The sequence below is a fragment of the Pseudomonas sp. GW822-FHT02D10 genome, from assembly GCF_058802345.1.
In genome coordinates this window covers 162,713-185,312 of sequence record NZ_JBXAOB010000004.1, presented here as the reverse complement: position 1 = coordinate 185,312, position 22,600 = coordinate 162,713, and the positions used below count along the sequence as shown (strand labels likewise).

Genomic DNA, 22,600 nt, shown 5'->3' with positions numbered 1-22,600 from the left:
AAACTCCTTGCGATGCAAGCCTCTCACTCGGACGCCGTGCTCCCTGCCGAGAGCACATGACATCCTGGCCGAACTGGCGACGAACTATATCACTGCTAATACGAAGCGCCCAAGGCCGAAGCCTGCGGTGTTCAGCATCAAGACAGGCAAAAAGACGCAAGTTTCAGCGTTTGCGGGAGTCGCCTGAATAAAGCACGACGAACTAACGTGAGGGATTTGTTCATTACCGCTATAATCGCCGCCTTTTCATCAGGCTATACGATTTCTGACATGAGCCAATCCAGCGACCTGATTCAATCAGCACAACGCACCATCCGCCTCGAGCTTGAAGCCGTAGAAGGCTTGCTGGCCCATATCGACGCAGATTTCGTACGCGCTTGCGAGATGATTCTGGCCAGCAAAGGCCGCGTGGTCGTGGTCGGCATGGGTAAATCCGGACACATCGGCAACAAGATTGCGGCCACCCTCGCCAGCACCGGCACCACGGCTTTTTTTGTGCACCCGGCCGAAGCCAGTCACGGCGACATGGGCATGATCACCCGCGACGACATCATCCTCGCATTGTCGAACTCCGGCTCCACCAACGAAATTGTCACGCTGCTGCCGCTGATCAAGCGTCTGGGTATTAAACTGATCAGCCTGACCGGCAACCCAGGTTCGCCATTGGCCAAGGCTGCCGAAGTGAACCTCAATGTTCACGTCGAGCACGAAGCCTGCCCACTGAACCTGGCGCCAACCTCTTCCACCACCGCGGCACTGGTGATGGGTGACGCACTGGCCGTTGCCTTGCTGGAAGCCCGCGGTTTTACTGCCGAAGATTTCGCGTTTTCACACCCTGGCGGCGCTCTGGGTCGCCGCTTGTTGCTAAAGGTCGAAAACGTCATGCACGCGGGCCAGGAGCTGCCGCAAGTCGTGCGCGGCACGCTGCTCAAAGATGCGTTGATGGAAATGACCCGCAAGGGTCTGGGCATGACCGTAGTACTGGAAGCAGACGGTAAACTCGCCGGCATTTTCACGGACGGCGACCTGCGCCGCACGCTGGACCGTACCATCGACATCCATCAAGCCACCATCGATGACGTCATGACCCCTCATGGCAAGACCGCGCGCGCCGAGATGCTCGCCGCCGAGGCCCTGAAAATCATGGAAGACCACAAGATCAACGCACTGGTCGTGGTCGATAGCGAGGACCGTCCGGTGGGCGCCTTGAACATGCACGATTTGCTGCGTGCGGGAGTAATGTAATGAGCGCGGACCTGCTGCAACGCGGCAAAAACATCAAGCTGGCGGTTTTCGACGTCGATGGCGTGCTGACTGACGGTCGCCTGTACTTCCTCGAGGACGGCAGCGAATTCAAGACGTTCAACACCCTCGACGGCCAGGGCATCAAGATGCTGATGGCCTCCGGCGTGACGACTGCCATTATCAGCGGACGCAAGACCCCAGTGGTCGAGCGACGGGCCAAAAACCTCGGCATTCCTCACCTGTATCAGGGTCGCGAGGACAAACTGGTGGTGCTCGACGAGCTTCTGGCGCAACTGGGCCTAAGCTATGAGCAGGTTGCCTACCTGGGCGATGACCTGCCGGATCTGCCGGTGATTCGCCGCGTCGGGCTGGGCATGGCAGTGGCCAGCGCCGCCAGCTTCGTCCGCGAACACGCCCATGGCATCACCCTGGCTCGTGGCGGCGAAGGTGCTGCTCGCGAGTTTTGTGAACTGATCCTGCGCGCCCAGGGCAACCTTGAAGCGGCTAACGCCGCGTACCTGTGAGCCACCCATGCTGAGCAAAAAGTTTCGCAACATACTGCTTTATGGGGTCATAGCCGCACTGTTCGCGGCCGCTGGCTACTGGAACATCAGCCCGGAACGCTTCCTCGACAAGCCGGTAGCGCACGTCGACGAGAGCCAGATCGACTATTACGCCATCAACGCCCACAGCGTGCAGTACCTGCCCGACGGTAAATTGCAGTACAACATGACGTCCGACAAGGTCGAGCACATCAAAGCCACCGACATTACCCTGCTGACCAAGCCCGACCTGAACATGTATCGGGGCACCACCTTCCCCTGGCACGTCCAGAGCGAACGCGGCGAGGTCAATTCGGGCGGCACTGAAGTTGAATTGATCGACTCGGTACGTATCGCACGCACCGATGAGAAGAACCGCCCGATGCTTATTACCAGTAGTCGTATGACGGTATTCCCGCAGCAGCAATATGCGCAGACCGAGCAAGCCGTTAGAATCGACGGCGCTGGTGGTGTATCGACTGGTAACGGAATGAAAGCGTATTTGAAAGACAGCAGGATACACCTGCTATCGAACGTAAGAGGACAGTATGAGGCTCGTTAAAACTCTCCCTATTTTGCTCAGTCTGGGCGCAGCACTGGGAAGCGTGAGCGCCTGGGCTCTGCCGAACGATAGCCAGCAACCTATTCGCATTCAGGCCGACGACGCTCAGCTGGATGACAAACAAGGCATCGCCACCTACAAAGGTGACGTGATCATTACCCAGGGCTCGATGAAAATCACCGGCAACACCGTGACCATCACCCGCACCAAGGCCGGCGAAATCGATGTCGTGACCTCGGTGGGCAACCTGGCGTACTTCGAGCAGTTGCAGAAGGTTGGCGATCCGCAGCCGGTCAAGGGCTATGGGGTGACTATCCAGTACCATGCCGCGCAAAACCGCATTGTACTGATCGACAAGGCCAAGGTCATCAATGACGGCAACACCACCGAAGGCGAGAAAATCGTCTACGACACCGTCAAGCAGGTTGCTAACGCAGGCCGTGCCACCGGCGCCTCGATGACTGCGCCGCGCCCACGAGTCGATATGGTTATCCAGCCGAAAAAGAAAACTGACGAGCAAAAGGCCCAGTAATGGCAACTCTGAAAGCTCAGCATCTGGCCAAGAGCTACAAGAGCCGCCAGGTCGTGCGTGACGTCAGCCTGTCGATCGACAGCGGCCAGATCGTCGGTCTGCTTGGCCCGAACGGCGCCGGCAAGACCACCTGCTTCTACATGATCGTGGGCCTGGTCCAGGCCGATCAGGGGCGCGTACTGATCGACGACCTGGACGTCAGCCACCAGCCGATGCACGGTCGTGCACAAGCGGGTATCGGCTATCTGCCGCAAGAAGCGTCGATCTTCCGCAAACTCTCGGTCGCCGACAACATCATGGCCATCCTCGAGACCCGCAAGGAACTCGACAAGGCCGGTCGTCGCAAGGAGCTGGAAAGCCTGCTGCAGGAATTCCACATCAACCACATCCGCGAAAACCTCGGCATGAGCCTTTCCGGTGGCGAACGTCGCCGCGTGGAAATCGCTCGCGCCCTGGCCACAGCGCCGAAATTTATCCTGCTCGACGAACCGTTCGCCGGCGTGGACCCGATTTCAGTGGGCGACATCAAGCAGATCATTCATCACCTCAAGGCCAAGGGCATCGGCGTGCTGATCACGGACCACAACGTCCGCGAAACCCTGGACATCTGCGAAACCGCTTACATCGTCAACGATGGCCAGTTGATCGCCGAAGGCGACGCTGAAACCATCCTGGCCAACGATCTGGTCAAGGAAGTGTATCTGGGCCATGAGTTCCGCCTGTAAGCACTGAGGTGTCTGGCCTGTCGTCTGGGCACTGCCTCAATAAAACTTTGCATGCTTTTATTGTTACAGCGCTCTAGGCAAACACTTCAGTTTCAGGCATATAATTTGCTTATGTTTGGCGCTCCGGCGCCCTGTAGTGGATGGCGCATGTGCGCCGGCGAATTAAGGTGTTAAGCCCCTGCCATGAAACCATCGCTAGTCTTGAGAATGGGCCAGCAGCTGACGATGACACCGCAGCTGCAACAGGCCATCCGCCTGCTCCAATTGTCGACCCTGGACCTGCAACAGGAAATCCAGGAGGCATTGGAGTCCAATCCAATGCTCGAACGCCAGGAAGAAGGCGACGACTTCGATAACGCCGACCCGATGGCGGACAACATCGAGCAGAAACCCAACAGCGATATCCAGGAACCTTCCTACCAGGAAACCGCGCCCACGGTGGATAACCTCGAGGAAGGCGACTGGAACGAGCGCATCCCTAACGAGCTGCCGGTCGACACCGCCTGGGAAGACGTTTACCAGACCAGCGCCAGCAGCCTGCCGAGCAACGATGATGACGAATGGGACTTCACCACTCGCACCTCCGTCGGCGAGAGCCTGCAGAGCCATCTGCTCTGGCAATTGAACCTGGCGCCGATGTCCGACACCGATCGGCTGATCGCCGTCACCCTGATCGACTGCATCAACAATCAGGGCTACCTGGACGAAACGCTTGAGGAAATCCTCGAAGCCTTCGATCCGGAACTGGACATCGAACTGGACGAGATCGAAGCCGTCCTGCATCGCATCCAGCAATTCGAGCCTGCCGGCATCGGCGCACGCAACCTCGGCGAATGCCTGTTGCTGCAACTGCGCCAACTGCCCGCCAAGACCCCTTGGTTAGCCGAGGCCAAGCGCCTCGTCATCGACTACATCGACCTGCTGGGCAGCCGCGACTACAGCCAGCTGATGCGCCGCATGAAGCTCAAGGAAGATGAACTGCGCCAGGTCATCGAACTGGTACAGAGCCTCAACCCGCGTCCGGGTTCGCAAATCGAGTCCAGCGAAGCCGAATACGTGGTGCCTGACGTCATAGTGCGCAAAGACAACGAACGCTGGCTGGTGGAGCTGAACCAGGAGTCGGTTCCGCGTCTGCGCGTCAACCCGCAATACGCCGGATTCGTCCGTCGCGCCGATACCAGCGCCGACAACACCTTCATGCGCAATCAGTTGCAGGAAGCGCGCTGGTTCATCAAGAGCCTGCAAAGCCGCAACGAAACCCTGATGAAAGTCGCCACCCAGATCGTCGAGCACCAGCGCGGCTTCCTCGAGTACGGCGATGAAGCCATGAAGCCGTTGGTCCTGCATGACATCGCCGAAGCGGTCGGCATGCACGAGTCGACGATTTCACGGGTGACCACGCAAAAATTCATGCATACCCCACGCGGTATCTATGAACTGAAATACTTTTTCTCCAGCCACGTCAGCACCTCTGAAGGCGGTGAATGCTCGTCCACAGCGATCCGCGCGATCATCAAAAAACTGGTTGCTGCGGAAAATCAGAAAAAGCCGTTGAGTGACAGCAAGATCGCTGGTTTACTGGAGGCACAAGGCATTCAGGTGGCCCGCCGCACCGTCGCCAAGTACCGCGAATCCTTGGGGATCGCGCCTTCGAGCGAACGCAAGCGGTTGATGTGACGGGCTACGCCATAGCGTTCCAGGGTGTGTTCGAAAGTTTTTCGGACACGCTCTAGTGGCAGGCAAACCAGCCTGCCGCCTTATGCACTGGCAACGAAGGAGAAGCTGTATGCAAGTCAATATCAGTGGACACCAACTGGAAGTGACCGAACCCCTGCGCATCTACATCGGCGAAAAACTCGAACGATTAGAAAGGCATTTCGACAAGATCACCAATGTGCAGGTCACGATGACCGTCGAGAAGCTGCTGCAGAAAATCGAAGCCACACTGCATATCCCCGGTGGAGAAGTGGTCGCCAACGCTGAGCATAACGACATGTATGCCGCGATCGACGCCCTGACCGACAAACTGGATCGCCAACTCAAAAAGCATAAGGAAAAGACCCAGGGCCAGCTCCAAGGCGCAACCGGTCGTTAATACTCCCAACCCATGATCCGACTTGAAAACATCCTGACCCCCGGCCGTTCTTTGGTGAACGTGCCGGGTGGCAGTAAAAAGAAAGCTCTCGAACAAATTGCCAACCTGATCGCCCGCGAAGTGCCGGATCTGGAGATGCAAGATGTCTTCGAAAGCCTGATTGCCCGTGAAAAACTCGGTTCGACCGGTTTTGGCAACGGCATCGCCATCCCCCACTGCCGCCTCAAAGGTTGCGAGTCGCCCATCAGTGCCTTGATGCACCTGGACGCCCCAATAGATTTCGACGCCATCGACGGTGCTCCGGTCGACCTGCTGTTTGTTTTGCTGGTCCCGCAAGCCGCTACCGATGCACACCTGGAACTGCTCCGCCAGATCGCCAGCATGCTCGATCGTAAAGAAGTCCGCGATCGCCTGCGCAGCGCAAAAAGTAATGAAGCCTTGTATCAGGTTGTCCTCGACGAGCAGAACGGTCACTAACCATGCGCTTGATCATCGTCAGCGGCCGCTCTGGCTCAGGTAAAAGCACCGCCCTCGATGTACTGGAGGACAACGGCTACTATTGCATCGACAATCTGCCGGCCGGCCTGTTGCCGGAATTGGCCGAGCGCGCACTGATTCACACCGAGTTGGCGCAACCACTGGTCGCGGTTTCCATCGATGCGCGCAACCTGCCTAGCCACCTGTCACGCTTCCCGGAGCTGCTGGAGGAAGTCCGCAGCCGGCACATTCAATGCGATGTGCTGTATCTGGACGCCGACGAAGAAACCCTGCTCAAGCGTTTCTCGGAAACCCGTCGCCGCCACCCGCTGAGCAACGCCAACCGCTCGCTGGCCGAAGCCATCGATGACGAAACCAATCTGCTGGGGCCGATTGCTGACCTGGCCGACCTCAAGGTCAACACCACCCATCTGAACCTGTATCAGCTGCGCGACACCATCAAGTTGCGCCTCCTGAACCAGCCAGAGCCGGGCACTGCGTTTCTGGTAGAGTCCTTCGGTTTCAAGCGGGGCATGCCGGTCGATGCCGATCTGGTGTTCGATGTGCGCTGCTTGCCGAACCCATACTGGAAGCCGGAACTGCGCGCGCAATCCGGGCTGGACCAGCCGGTTGCCGAGTATCTGGCTGCTCAGCCGGATGTCGAAGAGATGTTCCAGGACATCTCCACCTACCTGCTCAAATGGCTGCCGCGCTTTGCCGCCAGCAACCGCGCTTACGTCACCATCGCCATTGGCTGCACCGGCGGGCATCACCGCTCCGTCTACCTGACCGAACGTCTGGGTCAGGTCCTGCAACAATCCCTGAAGAACGTCCAGGTTCGCCACCGCGACCTTAGCTAAAGGATTCACACCGCGATGCCCGCTCTGGAAATTGAAATCATCAACAAACTGGGCCTGCATGCCCGCGCTTCCGCCAAATTCGTAGGCAAAGCTGCGGAGTTTCCCTGTGAGATCAGAGTGGGCCGCACCCCCGACCAGAACAAAATGGTCGATGGCAAGAGCATCATGTCCATGATGATGCTGGCCGCCGGCAAGGGAACGACGATCCACCTTAACGCAGAAGGTGATCAAGCTCAGGAGGCGCTGGATGCGTTGAAAGCGCTGATCAACAACTATTTCGGCGAAGGCGAGTAAAGGATCGTCCGAACGCGGCCATTAAAAAAGGCGCGCCCCCCATTGGGTGGCGCGCCTTTTTTGCTTAACGGTAAGGGTTTAGCTACCCGCCACTGTCATCCGTTCGATCAACACCGAACCCGTGCGAATGTTGCTGCGCAGTTCCAGGTCATTACCCACCGCAACGATCTGCTTGAACATGTCGCGCATGTTGCCGGCGATAGTCACCTCCTGGACCGCGAACTGGATTTCACCATTCTCGACCCAGAAACCCGCCGCACCGCGAGAGTAGTCACCGGTGACCATGTTCAAGCCCTGCCCCATTAATTCGGTCACCAGCAAGCCACGTCCCATGCGTCGCAGCAGCGCCGCCTGGTCTTCATCGCCGTGTGTGACGAACAGGTTGTGCACCCCTCCGGAGTTGGCGGTGCTCGGCATACCGAGTTTGCGGCCGGAATAAGTACCCAGCACGTAAGACACCAACTCCCCCTTCTCGACGAACGGTTTGGCATACGTTGCCAGACCATCGCCATCGAACGCCGAACTGCCCATCGCACGCATCAGGTGCGGACGCTCATCGATCGTCAGCCATTCAGGGAAAAGTTTCTGGCCCAGCGCGCCTTCGAGGAACGACGACTTGCGGTACAGGTTGCCGCCCGAAATCGCCCCCAGGAAACTGCCGAACAGACCGCCCGCCAATTCTGCGGAAAACAGTACCGGCACTTCGCAGGTCGGCACCGGACGTGCGCCCAAGCGGCTGGCCGCACGTTGCGCCGCACGTTGGCCAATGCTCACCGGATCCGCCAGCAGGTTGCCCTGGCGATTGACGTCGTACCAATAGTCGCGCTGCATCTGGCCGTCAGCTTCGGCAATCATCACGCAGCTCAGGCTGTGACGCGTCGACGCATAACCGCCGATAAAACCATGGCTGTTACCGTACACGCGGCAGCCCTGGTGAGTACTCAAGGTGGTGCCATCGGCGTTCTTGATCCGGCTATCGGTGGCAAACGCCGCCGCTTCACAGGCCAGCGCTCGCTCGATCGCTTGCTCAGGGGTGATGTCCCATTCGTGGAACAGGTCGAAGTCCGGCAGGTCCTTGGCCATCAGCGCGGCGTCGGCCAGGCCCGAGTGTTCGTCTTCGGAGGTGTGCTTGGCGATGGCCAGGGCGGCAGCGACGGTTTCGCGAATGGCCTCGGGGCCACTGGCCGAGGTGCTGGCCGAGCCTTTGCGCTGGCCGACATACAAGGTGATGCCAAAGCCCTGATCACGGTTGAACTCAACGGTTTCAACTTCCCGCTGACGCACCGAGGTCGACAGGCCCTGCTCCAGAGACACGGCCACTTCGCAGGCACTCGCACCCTGACGCCTGGCTTCGGCGATGATCTGCTCGACTTGCTCTTGTAGTGCCGGCAACGCTTGTGGGCCGACGCTTTCAACTGCACTCATGCTGTTCTCCACTCAAATTCTGCTTTCGGTTAAGGTCATCGCGCGACCGGGCCGGACAAGCGGCCCCCGACTGGTTATCATGGCGGCGTTTCTTTGCGGACGGCCACCATGGTTGATTCTTACGACGACTCCCTCGATACGGGAGAAAAAAGCAAATCCCAGGTCAAACGCGAGCTGCATGCTCTGGTTGACCTCGGCGAGCGCCTTACAACACTCAAGCCTGACTTGCTGGCAAAACTGCCGTTGACCGACGCTTTGCGCCGGGCCCTGGCCGATGCTTCCAAGCACACCGCGAACATTGCGCGTAAACGGCATCTCATGTTCATCGGCAAACTGATGCGCGATCAGGACACTGACGCCATTCTGACGTTGCTCGATCAACTCGATGCCTCCACCCGGCAGTACAACGAACGTTTCCACGGCCTGGAACGCTGGCGCGATCGCTTGATCGCTGGCGACGACGGCGTCCTGGAGAAATTCGTCGTCGATTACCCGGAGGCTGATCGTCAACAGTTGCGCTCCCTGATCCGTCAGGCCCAGCACGAACTGGCGACCAACAAGCCACCGGCATCGAGCCGTAAAATCTTCAAGTACATCCGTGAGCTGGACGAGACTCAACGCGGTCTGCGTTAAATCTCGAATCGGGTGAGTTGCCCCGCAACTCACCCGAAGCTCCATCCATCAGGATCCTGTCCCCCCCACAGTGATCGCATCGATTTTCAAGGTTGGCTGGCCGACACCCACCGGCACCGACTGACCATCCTTGCCACACGTCCCTACCCCGCTGTCCAGCGCCAGGTCGTTACCGACCATCGACACCCGGCTCATGGCTTCCGGACCATTACCGATCAACGTTGCCCCTTTGACCGGCGCGGTAATCTTGCCGTCCTCGATCAGGTACGCCTCGCTGGTGGAGAACACGAACTTGCCGCTGGTGATGTCGACCTGACCACCGCCCAGATTGGCGCAGTAGATGCCCTTCTTCACCGAGGCGATGATTTCTGCCGGATCGCTTTCGCCACCGAGCATGTAAGTGTTGGTCATGCGCGGCATCGGCAGGTGCGCGTAAGACTCGCGGCGACCGTTGCCGGTGCGCGCCAAGCCCATCAGGCGAGCGTTGAGCTTGTCCTGCATGTAGCCCTTGAGCACGCCGTTTTCGATCAGCGTGGTGCACTCGGTCGGAGTGCCTTCGTCGTCGATACTCAGCGATCCACGGCGACCGGCCAGTGTGCCGTCATCAACGATAGTGCAGAGTTTGGACGCAACCATTTCACCCATGCGGCCGCTGTAGGCCGAACTGCCTTTACGGTTGAAGTCGCCTTCCAGACCATGGCCGACCGCTTCGTGCAGCAACACGCCGGACCAACCCGACCCCAGAACCACCGGCAAGGTGCCGGCCGGCGCCGGAATGGCTTCCAGGTTGACCAGTGCCTGACGCAATGCCTCACGGGCGTAGCCCATGGCACGGTCTTCAGCGAGGAAATAGCGGTAATCGGTACGCCCGCCGCCGCCATGACCACCGCGTTCGCGGCGACCGTTCTGCTCGACGATCACGCTGACGTTGAAGCGCACCAACGGTCGCACGTCCGCTGCCAGACCACCGTCGGTGGAGGCCACCAGAATCCGTTCCCAAACCCCAGCCATGCTCACGGTGACTTGCTGGATACGCGGATCGAGCGCGCGAGTCGCCACGTCGATACGCTTGAGCAACTCGACCTTCTCGGCGCGAGTCATCACTTCCAGTGGGTTGTCGGGCCCGTACAATCGAGCGACGTCTTGAGTGCTGAACGCCTGCACCGTACCGTTTTGCCCGGCACGGGAGATCGAACGAGCAGCACGCGCCGCCAGGCCCAGGGCTTCAAGGGTGATCGCATTGCTGTAGGCAAAACCGGTTTTTTCACCCGATTGCGCACGCACGCCGACACCCTGATCGAGGTTGAAGCTGCCTTCCTTGACGATGCCGTCTTCCAGCGCCCAGGACTCGGAAATCTGTCCCTGGAAATACAGGTCGGCCGCATCGATGCCCGGGCCGGCCAGATCACCCAACACACTTTGCAGGTTCTCGATCGTCACGCCGCCCGGCGCAAGCAGATGTTCACTGACTGAGGACAACAACTCGCTCATAGGTTTTACGCCTTAATTCAACGTTCTGAGGCAGGTCGCTGCGCGCCCTGCGAGAAAAAGCGCCGGTGACTGGACACCGGCATCCGCGCCCGGATGGACGCCTGTTCACTGCTATCGCGTTCGGCCAGCAGCACGGCCTCGCCTTGGTCCTGTTCCGCCAGCACACGCCCCCACGGGTCGATAATCGCCGCATGGCCAAAGGTTTCACGCGGTCCGGGATGAGTTCCACCCTGGGCGGCCGCCAACACATAACACTGGGTTTCGATGGCCCGCGCACGGATCAACACTTCCCAATGGGCCGCGCCCGTTACCGCAGTAAACGCTGACGGCGCAGTAATCAGTTCTGCCCCGGCGGCGCGCAGTTCGCTGTACAGCTCAGGAAAGCGCAAGTCGTAGCAAACCGTCAGGCCAACCCGACCGACCGGCGTATCGGCAACGACCACCTGACTGCCATGAGCATAGTCATCGGATTCACGGTAGCGCCCACGATTGTCCGCCACGTCGACATCGAACAAATGCAGCTTGTCGTAGCGAGCCACCGTTTGACCGTGCTCATCGATCAGCAACGAGCAGGCATTGGATTTTGCCCGGGGCTGATCCACCGGCGGTAACGGCAAGGTGCCGGCCACTATCCATAACTTGAGGTCGCGAGCGGTCTGTTTCAACCAGGGCAGAATCGGACCTTCGCCCAAGGCCTCGGCGCGACCGATGTCAGCGATGTCACGACGGCCCATGGCGGCGAAGTTTTCCGGCAACACCGCCAGTCGCGCACCACTCGCTGCCGCTTGCTCGAGCAAGCGCCGAGCCCGGGTCAGGTTGGCCGGCACGTCGCTCTGGCTGACCATTTGAATCACCGCAAAAGACATGGCGCACTCCTTATCAGGTATGCGGCCATGCTACTCCATAGGCTTGGAGAGTGCGTTCTGAAAAAGAGCGTCAAAAAGGCTTGTCGTAGGTAATTTTCGGCTCTTTCCACGGGCCTTTGATGGTGTATTTGACGCTGGCAAAGCGCGCCACGCGATCACCGATCAGTTTGTCGATCAGAAACAATGCACCGCCTACCGCCGGCGCACCGACGATCAGTGCAGCAATCGGCAGGTTATTGGTCAACGGCAGGGTCAACAACAGCTGGGCATCGACCTTGTCTCCCACCAGATCCAGCGTACCGTTGAGTTCAAGATTGCTCGACGGGCCAGTCAGGGTGATCGGTTCACGAGTGACGTAAACACCCTCACTGGCCACCAGCAACCCCTTGACCCGGTCGTAACTCAGGCCTTTGCCGAACAGGTCGGAGAAGTCCAGCCGCAAGCGACGGCCAATCGAGTTGAAATTGAGCAGGCCAAACACCCGCAACGCCTGCGCGCCACCTTCGACTTCGACGAACTGCCCTTTGCGTAGCGTGGCATCCAGGCTGCCGGAGTAACGCTTTGGACCGACCCAGGCCGGTGAGCCAGGCCAGCGGCCGTCGATGTCCATATGGAACTCTTCGCTGGTCACCGTCGGCGCAAACCCCCAACCCTTGAGCACATCCCCAAGGTTCTTGCCCTCAAGGCGGCCCTTGTACCAACTGCTGGTAGATCCCGGCACGCCTTCCCAACCACCCGCCCCCTGCAACTGCATGCCTTTGAGGCCCAGATTCATGCTGTTGAAGGCAATGCCCTTGACGATTGGGCGGACCTTCAGCGACCAGGCGCCCACCAGGTCAGTGCCCTGATACAGCTCGTCAATCTTGATATCCAGTGCAGGAATTTTCGTGGGATCGACCGACGCCAGCGGGTCCGGTGCATTTTCGTCGGCCTGCACCTTCGGATCAGGCGCCGGCAACCGCACGTATTGCAGGTTGATCGCAATCGGCGCGGATTTGGCGTCGGGAATCCCGACGGTGCCTTTGGCCTGTTGGCTATCGAGTTGCAACGCCCAGGCAGTCGGCTTGCGATCCAGTTGCAGGCGGGCCTGATCCAGCGTGGTGCCAAAACCCGTGAGTTTGTCGACCTTGAAGTCTGCGCCGCTGAGCAGTTGCTTGGCGCTACCGCCAAGATCCTGTCCGGCGTAGCGGTCAATCAGGGCTTTCCATGGCTCGACATCCAGCTCCGACAGCACGCCACGAATGCGCAGGCCTTTATCGCCAGGCAACAGCGCATTGCCTTTACCCAGGAACAACTCGCCACGGCCATCGGCAAAATTTCCGCTCGGTGCCGCAAAGGTGAAGTCCGCGAGATCACCATAGTCGAACCAGTAACGCCGTTCCGGTCCTTGCAGGGTCATGCGTAGCACCGTGTCGCGACCTTGCGCGGCGGACATGCCGAACGGTGCTGGCAAATCGACTGCAACGCCCTTGAGGTTGGAACTGACCATCAACTGGCTGTCGGCACCGTCGAGGTTGAGCTGCAACTGATAAGGAATATTCCCGGAAACCGGCAGCGACTGAGTGACGCTCAGCCACTCGGCGAGTTTTTTCACCGTTACCTGGCCGTTGGCGGTTACCCGGGTGTTGAATTTTCCGGGGCTGCCATCGGCATAAATCTGTGCACTGACCGGCCGTTCAAAGGCCTGTGCCGTAATGTTCTGGCCACTGAGTCCCTTGGCACTGTCGAAGCGGAAATCACCTTTGAGCTGCGTCAGTTCAAGCACAGGGTCGCTCAGCTTCAGACGCGATTTGGCGGTTTTGAAGTCAACCACAATCTTCGGATCTTCGCTCTTGGCCAAGGGGATATCCAGTTTCAGATTGCCTTGCAACTCACCTTCACCCTGCCAACCGGCGAAGGTCGAGCCGGTGCCGATCGGTGCGTCCTGAAGAATCTTCAGGCCATCCCCCAGACCACCGGCGAAAGTGCCGTCGAGGAACAGGTGCGGGTTCTGTCCAGCGGGCGCATGGGGGATGTTGACGTAGATATCGCGAACCTGGGTATCGAGCAACTGGCCCTTGCTGGCCAGAATGCGCACGCCACTGTCCTCGATGAACACATCGCCGCTGACCTTGCCGACATGTGGCCAGCCCGGCTGGAAGGCCAGTTCGGCGTCATGCACTTTGAAGAACAGACTGATACTGCGCGCCGCATCGATGGCATCGTGGTTCAGCGACCCCTGATACTGGAAGAAACCTTCATCCACCGCGCCCTTGAGAATCGCCGTACGCAGCCATTCATCGAGCGCGGGGCTCAAGACCTTGGGCAGGTACTTGGCGGTGTAGCGTCCATCACCTTCCAGCAGACCGACCCGCAGGTCCATGTAGTCTTCCTGGGTCTGATCGAAATGCAGGCGAATCAGGAAGTCGCCGGCAATCTTGCCCTCTTCGCCCAGTACCTTCAGGTACGGAGCGATCAGGGTGAAACCTTGTTGATCGAGTTTCCAGGTCAGCCGGGCATTGGCCTGAATGTACTGCCATGGCTTGGCAAAAATCGGGTCCAGGTGCAAGGAAAAATCCTTGCTGTCCATGCGCAACTCACCCTGGCCGAGGTCACCGCTGATGCTTCCGGAAACGTTACGCGCCGCCGGAGCACCGTGATAAGCATCGAACCCGACACGCTCAAGATTGGCGGCGAAGCTGAATTTGCTGTCATCGGTAGCCTCGGGCCGGAGGTCGATCAGCACGTTGCGCAACGTACCGGTGACCTTGAGCCGCTCGACCACCGTGGCGAAGTCTTTGGGCAGTGGCCCCAGCGCATTCAGCAACGGTGTGATCGGGGTGAGGTCGAAATGATCGGCTTGCAGATGCCAGAGCTCGGAGGTTGTTTCAGTGGTCGCGGTCTGCTGAAGTTGCAGACGGGTTTCCCAGCGGGTTTCCCCCAGGCTCATGGCCAGAGAATCGAAAGACACCTGGAACCCTTGGGTATTGCGCTGAAAATACCCGTTGAGCGCCAGATTGTTGATCTGGATCGGCTTGCGCTCGGCGTAGGCACCGTTGAGTTGCGGCGCGTTGAGACGAATGGCTGCGCTTTGCAGGACCCCCTTGCTCCAGTTCGCCCACAGTTCGCCACCCGCCTTGATCTCGGAAAAATTCCATTGCCCGGTCAGGCTCTCGGGCAACCATTTCGACCAATCACTTTGCGGCAAGCTCAGATAGGCATCGACTTCGGCCTCTTTCCACTGATCGGCACGAATCCGGCTGCGCAGGCTCATGGCCAGCGGCTGGCCATCAGGTAAGGTCAACCGGGCATCGAGGCGCTGCTGGCTGATACCGGTTTTAAGGTTCAGGCCGACATAGGTCAAAGTCAGCGGCACGTGGCCGATCGGCAGCAAGGTGATCTGACTGTCGAGCACCGACAACTGCGCCACCCTCTGCAGACGGTTGAGCAGTTGTTCGGGGTTCAGCGGCTGATCCTGCTGCACCGGCAGGCCTTCGAGCGCCCATTGCCCCCGCGGGCCTTCCTTGAGGCTGATCTTCAGGCCGTTGAGTTCCAGGTGTGCGATCCGCACCGCGCGCGCCAGTAAGCTGGCCCAGATATCCGGCACCACCCGCACCTGATCCAGGTGCAAGGCATTGGCACCGTCACCGACCACCACGTCATGGGCCAGCAGAATCGGCGCCATGCCACTCCAGCGGCCTTCCAGGCTGCCGATGTGCAACGGCATACCCAGCGCTTCGCGGGCCTTGGCTTCGACCTCCGCACGATACTCGGCCACCAGCGGAATAAACTCGCGACCGAGGCTGCCGTACAGCGCCGCCAGCACCAGCAATAACGCACAAAGCCCGAGCGCCCAGCGGATCGATGCGGTGAAAAGGCGGATCAGACGGTCCATGTCAGTTGGCTCCCATGGCGAAATCGTGCAGCAAGCTGAGGCCAGCCGTTAGTAATGAAACACAGCGGATCAGAGCAGCACCACGTCGTATTGTTCCTGGGAGTACATGGTTTCTACCTGAAAACGAATAGTTCGTCCGATAAAACCTTCAAGTTCCGCGACATTGCCTGACTCTTCGTCGAGCAACCGGTCGACCACTTTCTGATTGGCCAACACACGATAGCCTTCAGCCTGATAGGCGCGGGCTTCACGCAAGATCTCCCGGAAGATTTCATAACACACGGTTTCCGGGGTCTTGAGCTTGCCACGGCCCTGGCAACTGCTGCACGGCTCGCAGAGCACCTGCTCGAGACTTTCGCGCGTGCGCTTGCGCGTCATCTGCACCAGGCCCAACTCGGTGATGCCGATGATGTTGGTCTTGGCGTGATCGCGCTCCAGCTGTTTCTCAAGCGTACGCAGCACCTGGCGCTGATGCTCCTCATCTTCCATGTCAATGAAGTCGATGATGATGATCCCGCCCAGATTGCGCAGGCGTAGCTGCCGGGCAATCGCGGTGGCCGCTTCCAGGTTGGTTTTGAAGATAGTCTCTTCAAGATTGCGGTGCCCGACGAAAGCGCCCGTGTTCACATCAATGGTGCTCATGGCCTCTGCCGGATCGACCACCAGATAGCCGCCGGACTTGAGCGGCACTTTGCGCTCCAGGGCTTTTTGAATTTCGTCCTCGACGCCATACAGATCGAAAATCGGCCGCTCGCCCGGATAGTGTTCCAGACGGTCAGCGATTTCCGGCATCAGCTCGGCAACGAACTGCGTGGTTCTCTGGAAGGTTTCCCGCGAGTCGATGCGGATTTTCTCGATCTTCGGGCTGACCAGATCGCGCAAGGTGCGCAGGGCCAGGCCGAGGTCTTCGTAGATCACGCTCGGTGCGCTGACCGTCTTGATCTGCGCGCCAATCTGATCCCAGAGGCGCCGCAGGTAGCGGATGTCCATCAGGATTTCATCGGCACCGGCGCCTTCAGCGGCAGTGCGCAGAATAAAACCGCCCGCCTCCTTGATGCCTTCCTTCGCGACACAATCGGTGACCACCTGTTTGAGGCGTTCGCGCTCGGTTTCATCCTCGATTTTCAGCGAAATACCGACGTGAGCCGTGCGCGGCATGTACACCAGATAGCGCGAGGGAATCGACAGTTGGGTCGTCAGACGCGCGCCTTTGGAACCGATCGGATCCTTGGTGACTTGCACCACCAGGCTCTGGCCTTCATGCACCAGTGCACTGATGCTTTCCACCGCGGGGCCTTCACGCAGGGAGATTTCCGAGGCGTGGATAAAGGCTGCCCGGTCCAGACCGATATCGACGAATGCCGCCTGCATACCTGGCAGAACGCGAACGACCTTGCCTTTATAGATGTTGCCGACAATCCCGCGACGCTGGGTGCGCTCGACATGAACCTCTTGCAGGACACCGTTTTCGACCACCGCCACGCGCGATTCCATCGGCGTGATGTTGATCAGAATCTCTTCACTCATGGCAAGGTCTCGTTCAGGCATATTCACGATTATGGCCGCATCAAGTCAGTACGACGCTGGGTGCGCGATAAGGTTTTGCCAACAGGGTATGCCGAAATGGCCGAGTAGCTCGAAGGTTTCGCACAGCGGCAGGCCGACCACGGCGGAGTAACTGCCGGTGAGTTCTGCGACAAACACCGCGCCGAGGCCTTGAATTCCGTAGCCGCCAGCCTTGTCCCGTGGCTCGCCGCTGGCCCAGTAGGCCGCTGCCTCTTTATGACTGATGAAGCGAAAACGCACCAGGCTGCGCACCACGCGTGATTCGCAGTATTGGCCATCAAGCACGGCGATGGCGGTCAGCACTTCATGTTCACGCCCCGACAGGCTCATCAACATGCTCAGCGCTTGCGCTTCGTCGAGCGGTTTGCCAAGAATCTGCCCATCGAGCACCACGGCGGTATCGGCACCCAACACACAAACGGGTGCACCCGGTTCGCTAACCGCCAACTGTGCACGACCGGCCTCGGCCTTGACGCGCGCCAGACGCTCGACATAGGCCGCAGGGGACTCGTCAGTCAAAGGGGTTTCATCGATGTCCGCGCTGATGGCGGTGAACGGCACGCCGATCTGCGTGAGCAGTTCACGCCGACGCGGCGAACCTGAGGCGAGGTAAAGCGGATTCATCAAGACATCTCCCTGTCGAGGTGCGGGCTAATGCCTGACCGATTCAGTTGATTTTGTAGCGGCGGCTCAACCCACGCAATCCGAAGCTGACCCAAGGCCAGAGCAAGGCGCTGATCAGCGCAGGCAACAGCACGGCCAGCGTCTGACGGTTACCGGTCAAGGCGCTGAGCCACAGTTGCAGCAGTTGCGCGAGACCCAGGATCACCAGGATCACCAGGCTTTGCTGCCACATCGGAAACATCCGCAAACGCGGTCGCAGCGTCATGATCAAAAAGGTGATCAGGGTCAGAATCAGCGCGTTGTGTCCCAACAAGGTGCCGAACAGCACGTCTTGCGCCATGCCCAGACACCAGGCCGTAAGCATCCCGACTTTCTGCGGCACTTCCAATGCCCAATACGCCAATGGCAGCGCAAGAAACATTGGACGCAGGATCTCGACGTGCGGGAACGGTACGATACTGAGCAACAAGGCGATGACAAACGTCAGCCAGATCATCCAGCCATTACGAGGTCGGGTACTGGCCATTATTCTCTACCCTGAGTGGTGGCTTCAGGCGGTTTGGCCGCTGCCGGCTTGACGACCGCCGCGGGTGGTTTGGCTGCTGCGGGATGCGCAGCTGGCTTGGCCGGGGTCGAAGGCTTGCTCGCCGGCTTGGCCGCTGCGGGTGTTGCCGTTGCTGGCACAGCTGCTGTGGCAGCTGGCACCGGGACAACAGTGGCGGCAGGTTTAGGCACGGTGGCAGGCACGATGGCCGCGCCGGGATGCTGATCCGCATCCTGGGCCTGAGCCGCTTCGTTGGCGCGCTCTTCCGGGGTACGGCCATCGCTGAACACCAGCAACATGTAACGACTGCGGTTGAGTGCAGCGGTCGGCACCGCGCGCACGATGGCGAACGGCTGGCCAGAGTCGTGGATGACTTCCTTGACGGTCGCCACCGGGTAACCGGCCGGGAAGCGCTGGCCGAGGCCGGAGCTGACCAACAGATCGCCTTCTTTAATGTCAGCCGTGTCCGCAACGTGACGCAACTCCAGACGTTCCGGGTTGCCGGTGCCACTGGCAATCGCCCGCAAGCCGTTACGGTTCACTTGCACGGGAATGCTGTGGGTGGTGTCGGTCAGCAACAATACACGCGAGGTGTAAGGCATCAGTTCGACCACCTGGCCCATCAGACCCCGGGCATCGAGCACCGGTTGACCGAGTACCACGCCGTCGCGCTCACCTTTGTTGATGATGATGCGATGGGTGAAGGGGTTGGGATCGACGCCGATCAACTCGGCCACTTCGACCTTCTCGTTGACCAGTGCGGACGAGTTGAGCAACTCGCGCAACCGAACGTTCTGCTCGGTCAAGGCCGCAAGCTTCTGCATGCGCCCCTGCAGCAGCAGGTTTTCAGTCTTGAGTTTTTCGTTTTCGGCTACCAGCTCGGTACGGCTGCCAAATTGACTGCTCACACCCTGCCACAACCGCTCCGGCAGGTCGGTGATCCAATAGGCGTCCATCAAGACCAGCGACATCTGACTGCGCGCAGGCTTGAGCACTTCAAAGCGGGCATCGACCACCATCAGCGCGACCGATAGCACGGCCAGCACCAGAAAGCGCACGCCCATTGAGGGACCTTTGGCGAAAAGCGGTTTAATAAGCCGCTCCTCCCAGGCAAATGTTCTCTTTATTCATACGGCATCAAACCGGCCTGGATGCAGACTGACAGAAGATAAACGCCAACAGGCAGCACTGCAAAGTGCTGCCTGCGCGCGAACAGCATAGAAGCATCCGGCGAAATTATTCGCTCGAGAGCAGGTCCATGGTGTGTTTATCCATCATTTCCAATGCACGGCCACCGCCGCGAGCAACGCAGGTCAGCGGGTCTTCGGCAACGATCACCGGCAGACCGGTTTCCTGGGCCAGCAACTTGTCGAGGTCACGCAGCAAGGCGCCACCACCGGTCAGTACCAGGCCACGCTCGGCGATATCCGACGCCAGTTCCGGCGGCGACTGCTCCAATGCGCTTTTCACGGCCTGAACGATGGTTGCCAGGGACTCTTGCAGAGCTTCCAGCACTTCATTGGAGTTCAGGGTGAATGCACGTGGAACGCCTTCAGCCAGGTTACGGCCGCGAACGTCGACTTCGCGAATTTCACCGCCCGGGTAGGCCGTACCGATTTCCTGCTTGATGCGCTCGGCGGTGGATTCGCCGATCAGGCTGCCGTAGTTGCGACGCACGTACGTGATGATCGCTTCATCGAAGCGGTCGCCGCCAACCCGTACGGATTCGGCATAAACCACACCATTGAGGGAGATCAGCGCGATTTCAGTGGTACCACCACCGATATCGACGACCATCGAACCGCGAGCTTCTTCTACCGGTAGGCCGGCGCCGATCGCAGCAGCCATTGGCTCTTCGATCAGGAACACTTCACGGGCACCGGCACCCAGCGCCGATTCACGGATGGCACGACGCTCAACCTGAGTGGACTTGCATGGAACGCAGATCAGCACACGAGGGCTAGGCTGCAGAAAACTGTTTTCGTGAACCTTGTTGATAAAGTACTGCAGCATCTTTTCGCAGACGCTGAAGTCGGCGATGACGCCGTCCTTCATCGGACGAATGGCAGCAATGTTGCCCGGTGTACGGCCGAGCATGCGCTTGGCCTCGGTGCCGACAGCAACGACACTTTTCTGATTACCGTGGGTCCGAATGGCCACAACCGATGGTTCATTCAGGACGATACCGCGCTCGCGCACGTAAATAAGGGTGTTGGCAGTGCCCAGGTCAATGGAAAGATCGCTGGAAAACATGCCACGCAGTTTCTTGAACATGGGAAAGGGACCCTAGGCAACGCGTGGGTAAAAAAGTGCGGCAAACTCTAACAACGACAGGGATTTTGGGCAAGGCGCCAATATGTTAAATTGGCCGCTTTTCTGTGCACCAACCCCCACAATCGCGGCCTTATGACCGTAGAAATGCGGTAGTGTTCCGACAATCTAACACACGGACAGCGTCCGTTCTGTTTTCCACTGGAGAATCCCATGGTGCTTGAACGCTCCGACGTGGAAAAAATCGCTCATCTGGCCGGCCTTGGCCTCAATGATGCCGATCTTCCACACATCACTTCCGCCCTGAACAGCATTCTCGGGCTGGTTGACGAAATGCAGGCGGTCAATACCGACGGTATCGAGCCGCTGGCCCACCCACTGGAAGCCAGTCAGCGCCTGCGTGCAGACGTCGTGACCGAGTCCAATCACCGCGAGGCCTATCAGTCCATCGCACCAGCGGTCGAAAACGGCCTGTATCTGGTTCCGAAAGTCATCGACTAAAGGGAAAGAGCCTGCAATGCATCAATTGACTCTGGCCGAGATCGCCCGCGGACTCGCCGACAAAAAGTTTTCCTCCGAAGAGCTGACCAAAGTGCTGCTGGCGCGTATCGCCCAGCTCGACCCTCAGCTCAACAGTTTCATCAGCGTCACCGAAGAGCTCGCACTGACGCAGGCGAAAGCCGCTGACGTACGCCGGGCCAACGGTGAGAGCGGCGCCCTGCTCGGCGCGCCGATCGCCCACAAGGACCTGTTCTGCACCCAGGGCATTCGCACCAGCTGCGGCTCGAAGATGCTCGACAACTTCAAGGCCCCGTATGACGCCACTGTGGTCGCCAAGCTGGCCGCTGCCGGGGCCGTGACCCTGGGCAAGACCAACATGGACGAATTCGCCATGGGCTCGGCCAACGAGTCGAGCTACTACGGCGCAGTGAAAAACCCGTGGAACCTGGAACACGTTCCAGGCGGTTCGTCCGGCGGTTCGGCGGCAGCGGTTGCCGCTCGTCTGTTACCTGCGGCGACCGGCACCGACACCGGCGGCTCGATCCGACAGCCGGCAGCGCTGACCAACCTCACCGGCCTGAAACCGACGTACGGTCGTGTTTCGCGCTGGGGCATGATCGCTTACGCCTCCAGCCTCGATCAGGGCGGCCCGTTGGCGCGTACCGCTGAAGACTGCGCGATCCTGCTGCAAGGCATGGCCGGTTTCGACCCGCAGGATTCCACCAGCATCGACGAACCCGTGCCGGATTACAGCACCAGCCTCAATGGCTCGCTGCAAGGCCTGCGCATCGGCGTGCCGAAGGAATACTTCAGCGCCGGTCTTGACCCGCGCATCGCCGAATTGATCCACAACAGCGTCAAAGAGCTGGAAAAGCTCGGTGCGGTGGTCAAGGAAATCAGCCTGCCGAACATGCAGCACGCAATTCCTGCGTACTACGTGATTGCCCCGGCCGAAGCCTCTTCCAACCTGTCGCGTTTCGACGGCGTACGTTTCGGCTACCGCTGCGAAGACCCGAAAGACCTGACCGATCTGTACAAACGTTCGCGCGGCGAAGGTTTCGGCCCGGAAGTGCAGCGCCGGATCATGGTTGGCGCCTACGCGCTGTCGGCCGGTTACTACGACGCCTACTACCTGAAGGCACAAAAGATCCGTCGCCTGATCAAGAACGACTTCATGGCTGCCTTCAATGAGGTCGACATCATCCTCGGCCCAACCACGCCGAACCCAGCCTGGAAACTCGGCGCCAAGAGCAGCGACCCGGTCGCTGCGTACCTGGAAGACGTCTACACCATCACCGCCAACCTTGCGGGCCTGCCGGGCTTGTCGATGCCAGCCGGTTTCGTCGATGGTTTGCCGGTCGGCGTGCAATTGCTCGCCCCGTATTTCCAGGAAGGCCGTCTGTTGAACGTCGCCCACCAGTATCAGCTCAACACTGACTGGCACACCCGCACCCCGACAGGCTTCTGAGGAGA

22 protein-coding genes are annotated in these 22,600 nt (G+C 59.5%); 13 read left to right on the top strand and 9 right to left on the bottom strand.

Going from position 1 to position 22,600, the window contains the following annotated elements; translation table 11 throughout:
- Positions 1-270: 270 nt before the first annotated feature.
- The 10 genes from AC1RPZ_RS08740 to AC1RPZ_RS08695 all read left to right on the top strand — a co-directional run bounded on the left by AC1RPZ_RS08740 (position 271) and on the right by AC1RPZ_RS08695 (position 7,332).
- Positions 271-1,245, top strand: coding sequence for a KpsF/GutQ family sugar-phosphate isomerase (locus AC1RPZ_RS08740; RefSeq protein WP_493136662.1), 975 nt, complete (start codon positions 271-273; stop codon positions 1,243-1,245).
- Complete coding sequence (locus AC1RPZ_RS08735; protein ID WP_493136661.1) at positions 1,245-1,769, top strand: KdsC family phosphatase; 525 nt, start codon at positions 1,245-1,247, stop codon at positions 1,767-1,769. Before AC1RPZ_RS08740 ends, AC1RPZ_RS08735 begins: the two co-directional genes overlap by 1 nt.
- 7 nt (positions 1,770-1,776) lie before the next feature.
- A complete protein-coding gene (gene lptC / locus AC1RPZ_RS08730; protein WP_493136660.1) occupies positions 1,777-2,349 on the top strand; it encodes an LPS export ABC transporter periplasmic protein LptC in 573 nt (190 codons plus the stop codon).
- On the top strand, positions 2,336-2,881 hold the full coding sequence (lptA, locus tag AC1RPZ_RS08725; RefSeq protein ID WP_493136659.1) for a lipopolysaccharide transport periplasmic protein LptA: 546 nt from the start codon (positions 2,336-2,338) through the stop codon (positions 2,879-2,881). The genes lptC and lptA overlap by 14 nt, the downstream gene beginning before the upstream one ends.
- A complete protein-coding gene (gene lptB / locus AC1RPZ_RS08720; RefSeq protein ID WP_493136658.1) occupies positions 2,881-3,606 on the top strand; it encodes an LPS export ABC transporter ATP-binding protein in 726 nt (241 codons plus the stop codon). Before lptA ends, lptB begins: the two co-directional genes overlap by 1 nt.
- A 183-nt stretch (positions 3,607-3,789) precedes the next feature.
- The gene (locus AC1RPZ_RS08715; protein ID WP_493136657.1) at positions 3,790-5,283 is read left to right on the top strand and encodes an RNA polymerase factor sigma-54; all 1,494 of its coding nucleotides are present in this window, start codon (positions 3,790-3,792) and stop codon (positions 5,281-5,283) included.
- Between the two features lie 109 nt (positions 5,284-5,392).
- Complete coding sequence (gene hpf, locus AC1RPZ_RS08710) at positions 5,393-5,701, top strand: ribosome hibernation-promoting factor, HPF/YfiA family (RefSeq protein WP_493136656.1); 309 nt, start codon at positions 5,393-5,395, stop codon at positions 5,699-5,701.
- A gap of 12 nt (positions 5,702-5,713) precedes the next feature.
- The gene (gene ptsN, locus AC1RPZ_RS08705) at positions 5,714-6,178 is read left to right on the top strand and encodes a PTS IIA-like nitrogen regulatory protein PtsN (protein WP_493136655.1); all 465 of its coding nucleotides are present in this window, start codon (positions 5,714-5,716) and stop codon (positions 6,176-6,178) included.
- Between the two features lie 2 nt (positions 6,179-6,180).
- Positions 6,181-7,038, top strand: a complete 858-nt coding sequence (gene rapZ / locus AC1RPZ_RS08700) for an RNase adapter RapZ (RefSeq protein ID WP_493136653.1) — start codon at positions 6,181-6,183, stop codon at positions 7,036-7,038.
- 15 nt (positions 7,039-7,053) lie between these two features.
- Positions 7,054-7,332, top strand: a complete 279-nt coding sequence (locus AC1RPZ_RS08695) for an HPr family phosphocarrier protein (RefSeq protein WP_493136651.1) — start codon at positions 7,054-7,056, stop codon at positions 7,330-7,332.
- A gap of 78 nt (positions 7,333-7,410) precedes the next feature.
- On the opposite strand, the gene pmbA is transcribed toward AC1RPZ_RS08695, so the two are convergent.
- On the bottom strand, positions 7,411-8,757 hold the full coding sequence (gene pmbA, locus AC1RPZ_RS08690; protein WP_493136649.1) for a metalloprotease PmbA: 1,347 nt from the start codon (positions 8,755-8,757) through the stop codon (positions 7,411-7,413).
- Positions 8,758-8,865: 108 nt separating this feature from the next.
- On the opposite strand from pmbA, the gene yjgA reads away from it, so the two are divergent.
- Positions 8,866-9,390, top strand: a complete 525-nt coding sequence (gene yjgA / locus AC1RPZ_RS08685; RefSeq protein ID WP_493136647.1) for a ribosome biogenesis factor YjgA — start codon at positions 8,866-8,868, stop codon at positions 9,388-9,390.
- A gap of 48 nt (positions 9,391-9,438) precedes the next feature.
- Here the strand turns inward: yjgA and tldD are convergent, their stop codons facing one another.
- The 8 genes from tldD to mreB form a co-directional block, all read right to left on the bottom strand.
- Positions 9,439-10,881: a metalloprotease TldD gene (gene tldD / locus AC1RPZ_RS08680; RefSeq protein WP_493136645.1), complete on the bottom strand. Its 1,443-nt coding sequence runs from the start codon at positions 10,879-10,881 to the stop codon at positions 9,439-9,441.
- 17 nt (positions 10,882-10,898) lie between these two features.
- Positions 10,899-11,747: a carbon-nitrogen hydrolase family protein gene (locus tag AC1RPZ_RS08675; RefSeq protein WP_493136643.1), complete on the bottom strand. Its 849-nt coding sequence runs from the start codon at positions 11,745-11,747 to the stop codon at positions 10,899-10,901.
- 70 nt (positions 11,748-11,817) lie between these two features.
- Positions 11,818-15,621 (bottom strand): YhdP family protein, encoded by a 3,804-nt coding sequence (locus AC1RPZ_RS08670; RefSeq protein WP_493136641.1) that lies wholly within the window; start codon positions 15,619-15,621, stop codon positions 11,818-11,820.
- Positions 15,622-15,690: 69 nt separating this feature from the next.
- Positions 15,691-17,148: a ribonuclease G gene (gene rng / locus AC1RPZ_RS08665; protein ID WP_493136639.1), complete on the bottom strand. Its 1,458-nt coding sequence runs from the start codon at positions 17,146-17,148 to the stop codon at positions 15,691-15,693.
- 45 nt (positions 17,149-17,193) lie between these two features.
- Positions 17,194-17,811, bottom strand: coding sequence for a Maf family protein (locus tag AC1RPZ_RS08660; protein ID WP_493136637.1), 618 nt, complete (start codon positions 17,809-17,811; stop codon positions 17,194-17,196).
- 43 nt (positions 17,812-17,854) lie between these two features.
- Positions 17,855-18,337: a rod shape-determining protein MreD gene (gene mreD / locus AC1RPZ_RS08655; RefSeq protein WP_123424265.1), complete on the bottom strand. Its 483-nt coding sequence runs from the start codon at positions 18,335-18,337 to the stop codon at positions 17,855-17,857.
- On the bottom strand, positions 18,337-19,401 hold the full coding sequence (mreC, locus tag AC1RPZ_RS08650; RefSeq protein ID WP_493136839.1) for a rod shape-determining protein MreC: 1,065 nt from the start codon (positions 19,399-19,401) through the stop codon (positions 18,337-18,339). Before mreC ends, mreD begins: the two co-directional genes overlap by 1 nt.
- 190 nt (positions 19,402-19,591) lie before the next feature.
- A complete protein-coding gene (gene mreB / locus AC1RPZ_RS08645) occupies positions 19,592-20,629 on the bottom strand; it encodes a rod shape-determining protein MreB (RefSeq protein WP_015093487.1) in 1,038 nt (345 codons plus the stop codon).
- Between the two features lie 210 nt (positions 20,630-20,839).
- Between mreB and gatC the strand changes: the two genes are divergently transcribed.
- Both gatC and gatA read left to right on the top strand, forming a co-directional pair.
- Positions 20,840-21,127, top strand: coding sequence for an Asp-tRNA(Asn)/Glu-tRNA(Gln) amidotransferase subunit GatC (gene gatC, locus AC1RPZ_RS08640; RefSeq protein WP_493136635.1), 288 nt, complete (start codon positions 20,840-20,842; stop codon positions 21,125-21,127).
- A 16-nt stretch (positions 21,128-21,143) separates the two neighbouring features.
- Complete coding sequence (gene gatA, locus AC1RPZ_RS08635; RefSeq protein WP_493136633.1) at positions 21,144-22,595, top strand: Asp-tRNA(Asn)/Glu-tRNA(Gln) amidotransferase subunit GatA; 1,452 nt, start codon at positions 21,144-21,146, stop codon at positions 22,593-22,595.
- The last annotated feature ends 5 nt before the right edge of the window (positions 22,596-22,600 follow it).

Excerpts from the sequence above, each read along its gene's own strand:
- lptB (WP_493136658.1), top strand. The coding sequence starts at position 2,881 with ATGGCAACTCTGAAAGCTCAGCATCTGGCCAAGAGCTACAAGAGCCGC.
- lptA (WP_493136659.1), top strand. The coding sequence starts at position 2,336 with ATGAGGCTCGTTAAAACTCTCCCTATTTTGCTCAGTCTGGGCGCAGCA.
- AC1RPZ_RS08675 (WP_493136643.1), bottom strand. The coding sequence starts at position 11,747 with ATGTCTTTTGCGGTGATTCAAATGGTCAGCCAGAGCGACGTGCCGGCC.
- hpf (WP_493136656.1), top strand. The coding sequence starts at position 5,393 with ATGCAAGTCAATATCAGTGGACACCAACTGGAAGTGACCGAACCCCTG.
- AC1RPZ_RS08670 (WP_493136641.1), bottom strand. The coding sequence starts at position 15,621 with ATGGACCGTCTGATCCGCCTTTTCACCGCATCGATCCGCTGGGCGCTC.
- yjgA (WP_493136647.1), top strand. The coding sequence starts at position 8,866 with ATGGTTGATTCTTACGACGACTCCCTCGATACGGGAGAAAAAAGCAAA.
- gatC (WP_493136635.1), top strand. The coding sequence starts at position 20,840 with ATGGTGCTTGAACGCTCCGACGTGGAAAAAATCGCTCATCTGGCCGGC.
- rapZ (WP_493136653.1), top strand. The coding sequence starts at position 6,181 with ATGCGCTTGATCATCGTCAGCGGCCGCTCTGGCTCAGGTAAAAGCACC.
- tldD (WP_493136645.1), bottom strand. The coding sequence starts at position 10,881 with ATGAGCGAGTTGTTGTCCTCAGTCAGTGAACATCTGCTTGCGCCGGGC.
- AC1RPZ_RS08715 (WP_493136657.1), top strand. The coding sequence starts at position 3,790 with ATGAAACCATCGCTAGTCTTGAGAATGGGCCAGCAGCTGACGATGACA.
- gatA (WP_493136633.1), top strand. The coding sequence starts at position 21,144 with ATGCATCAATTGACTCTGGCCGAGATCGCCCGCGGACTCGCCGACAAA.
- lptC (WP_493136660.1), top strand. The coding sequence starts at position 1,777 with ATGCTGAGCAAAAAGTTTCGCAACATACTGCTTTATGGGGTCATAGCC.
- rng (WP_493136639.1), bottom strand. The coding sequence starts at position 17,148 with ATGAGTGAAGAGATTCTGATCAACATCACGCCGATGGAATCGCGCGTG.
- AC1RPZ_RS08735 (WP_493136661.1), top strand. The coding sequence starts at position 1,245 with ATGAGCGCGGACCTGCTGCAACGCGGCAAAAACATCAAGCTGGCGGTT.
- AC1RPZ_RS08660 (WP_493136637.1), bottom strand. The coding sequence starts at position 17,811 with ATGAATCCGCTTTACCTCGCCTCAGGTTCGCCGCGTCGGCGTGAACTG.
- mreB (WP_015093487.1), bottom strand. The coding sequence starts at position 20,629 with ATGTTCAAGAAACTGCGTGGCATGTTTTCCAGCGATCTTTCCATTGAC.
- AC1RPZ_RS08695 (WP_493136651.1), top strand. The coding sequence starts at position 7,054 with ATGCCCGCTCTGGAAATTGAAATCATCAACAAACTGGGCCTGCATGCC.
- mreD (WP_123424265.1), bottom strand. The coding sequence starts at position 18,337 with ATGGCCAGTACCCGACCTCGTAATGGCTGGATGATCTGGCTGACGTTT.
- ptsN (WP_493136655.1), top strand. The coding sequence starts at position 5,714 with ATGATCCGACTTGAAAACATCCTGACCCCCGGCCGTTCTTTGGTGAAC.
- pmbA (WP_493136649.1), bottom strand. The coding sequence starts at position 8,757 with ATGAGTGCAGTTGAAAGCGTCGGCCCACAAGCGTTGCCGGCACTACAA.
- AC1RPZ_RS08740 (WP_493136662.1), top strand. The coding sequence starts at position 271 with ATGAGCCAATCCAGCGACCTGATTCAATCAGCACAACGCACCATCCGC.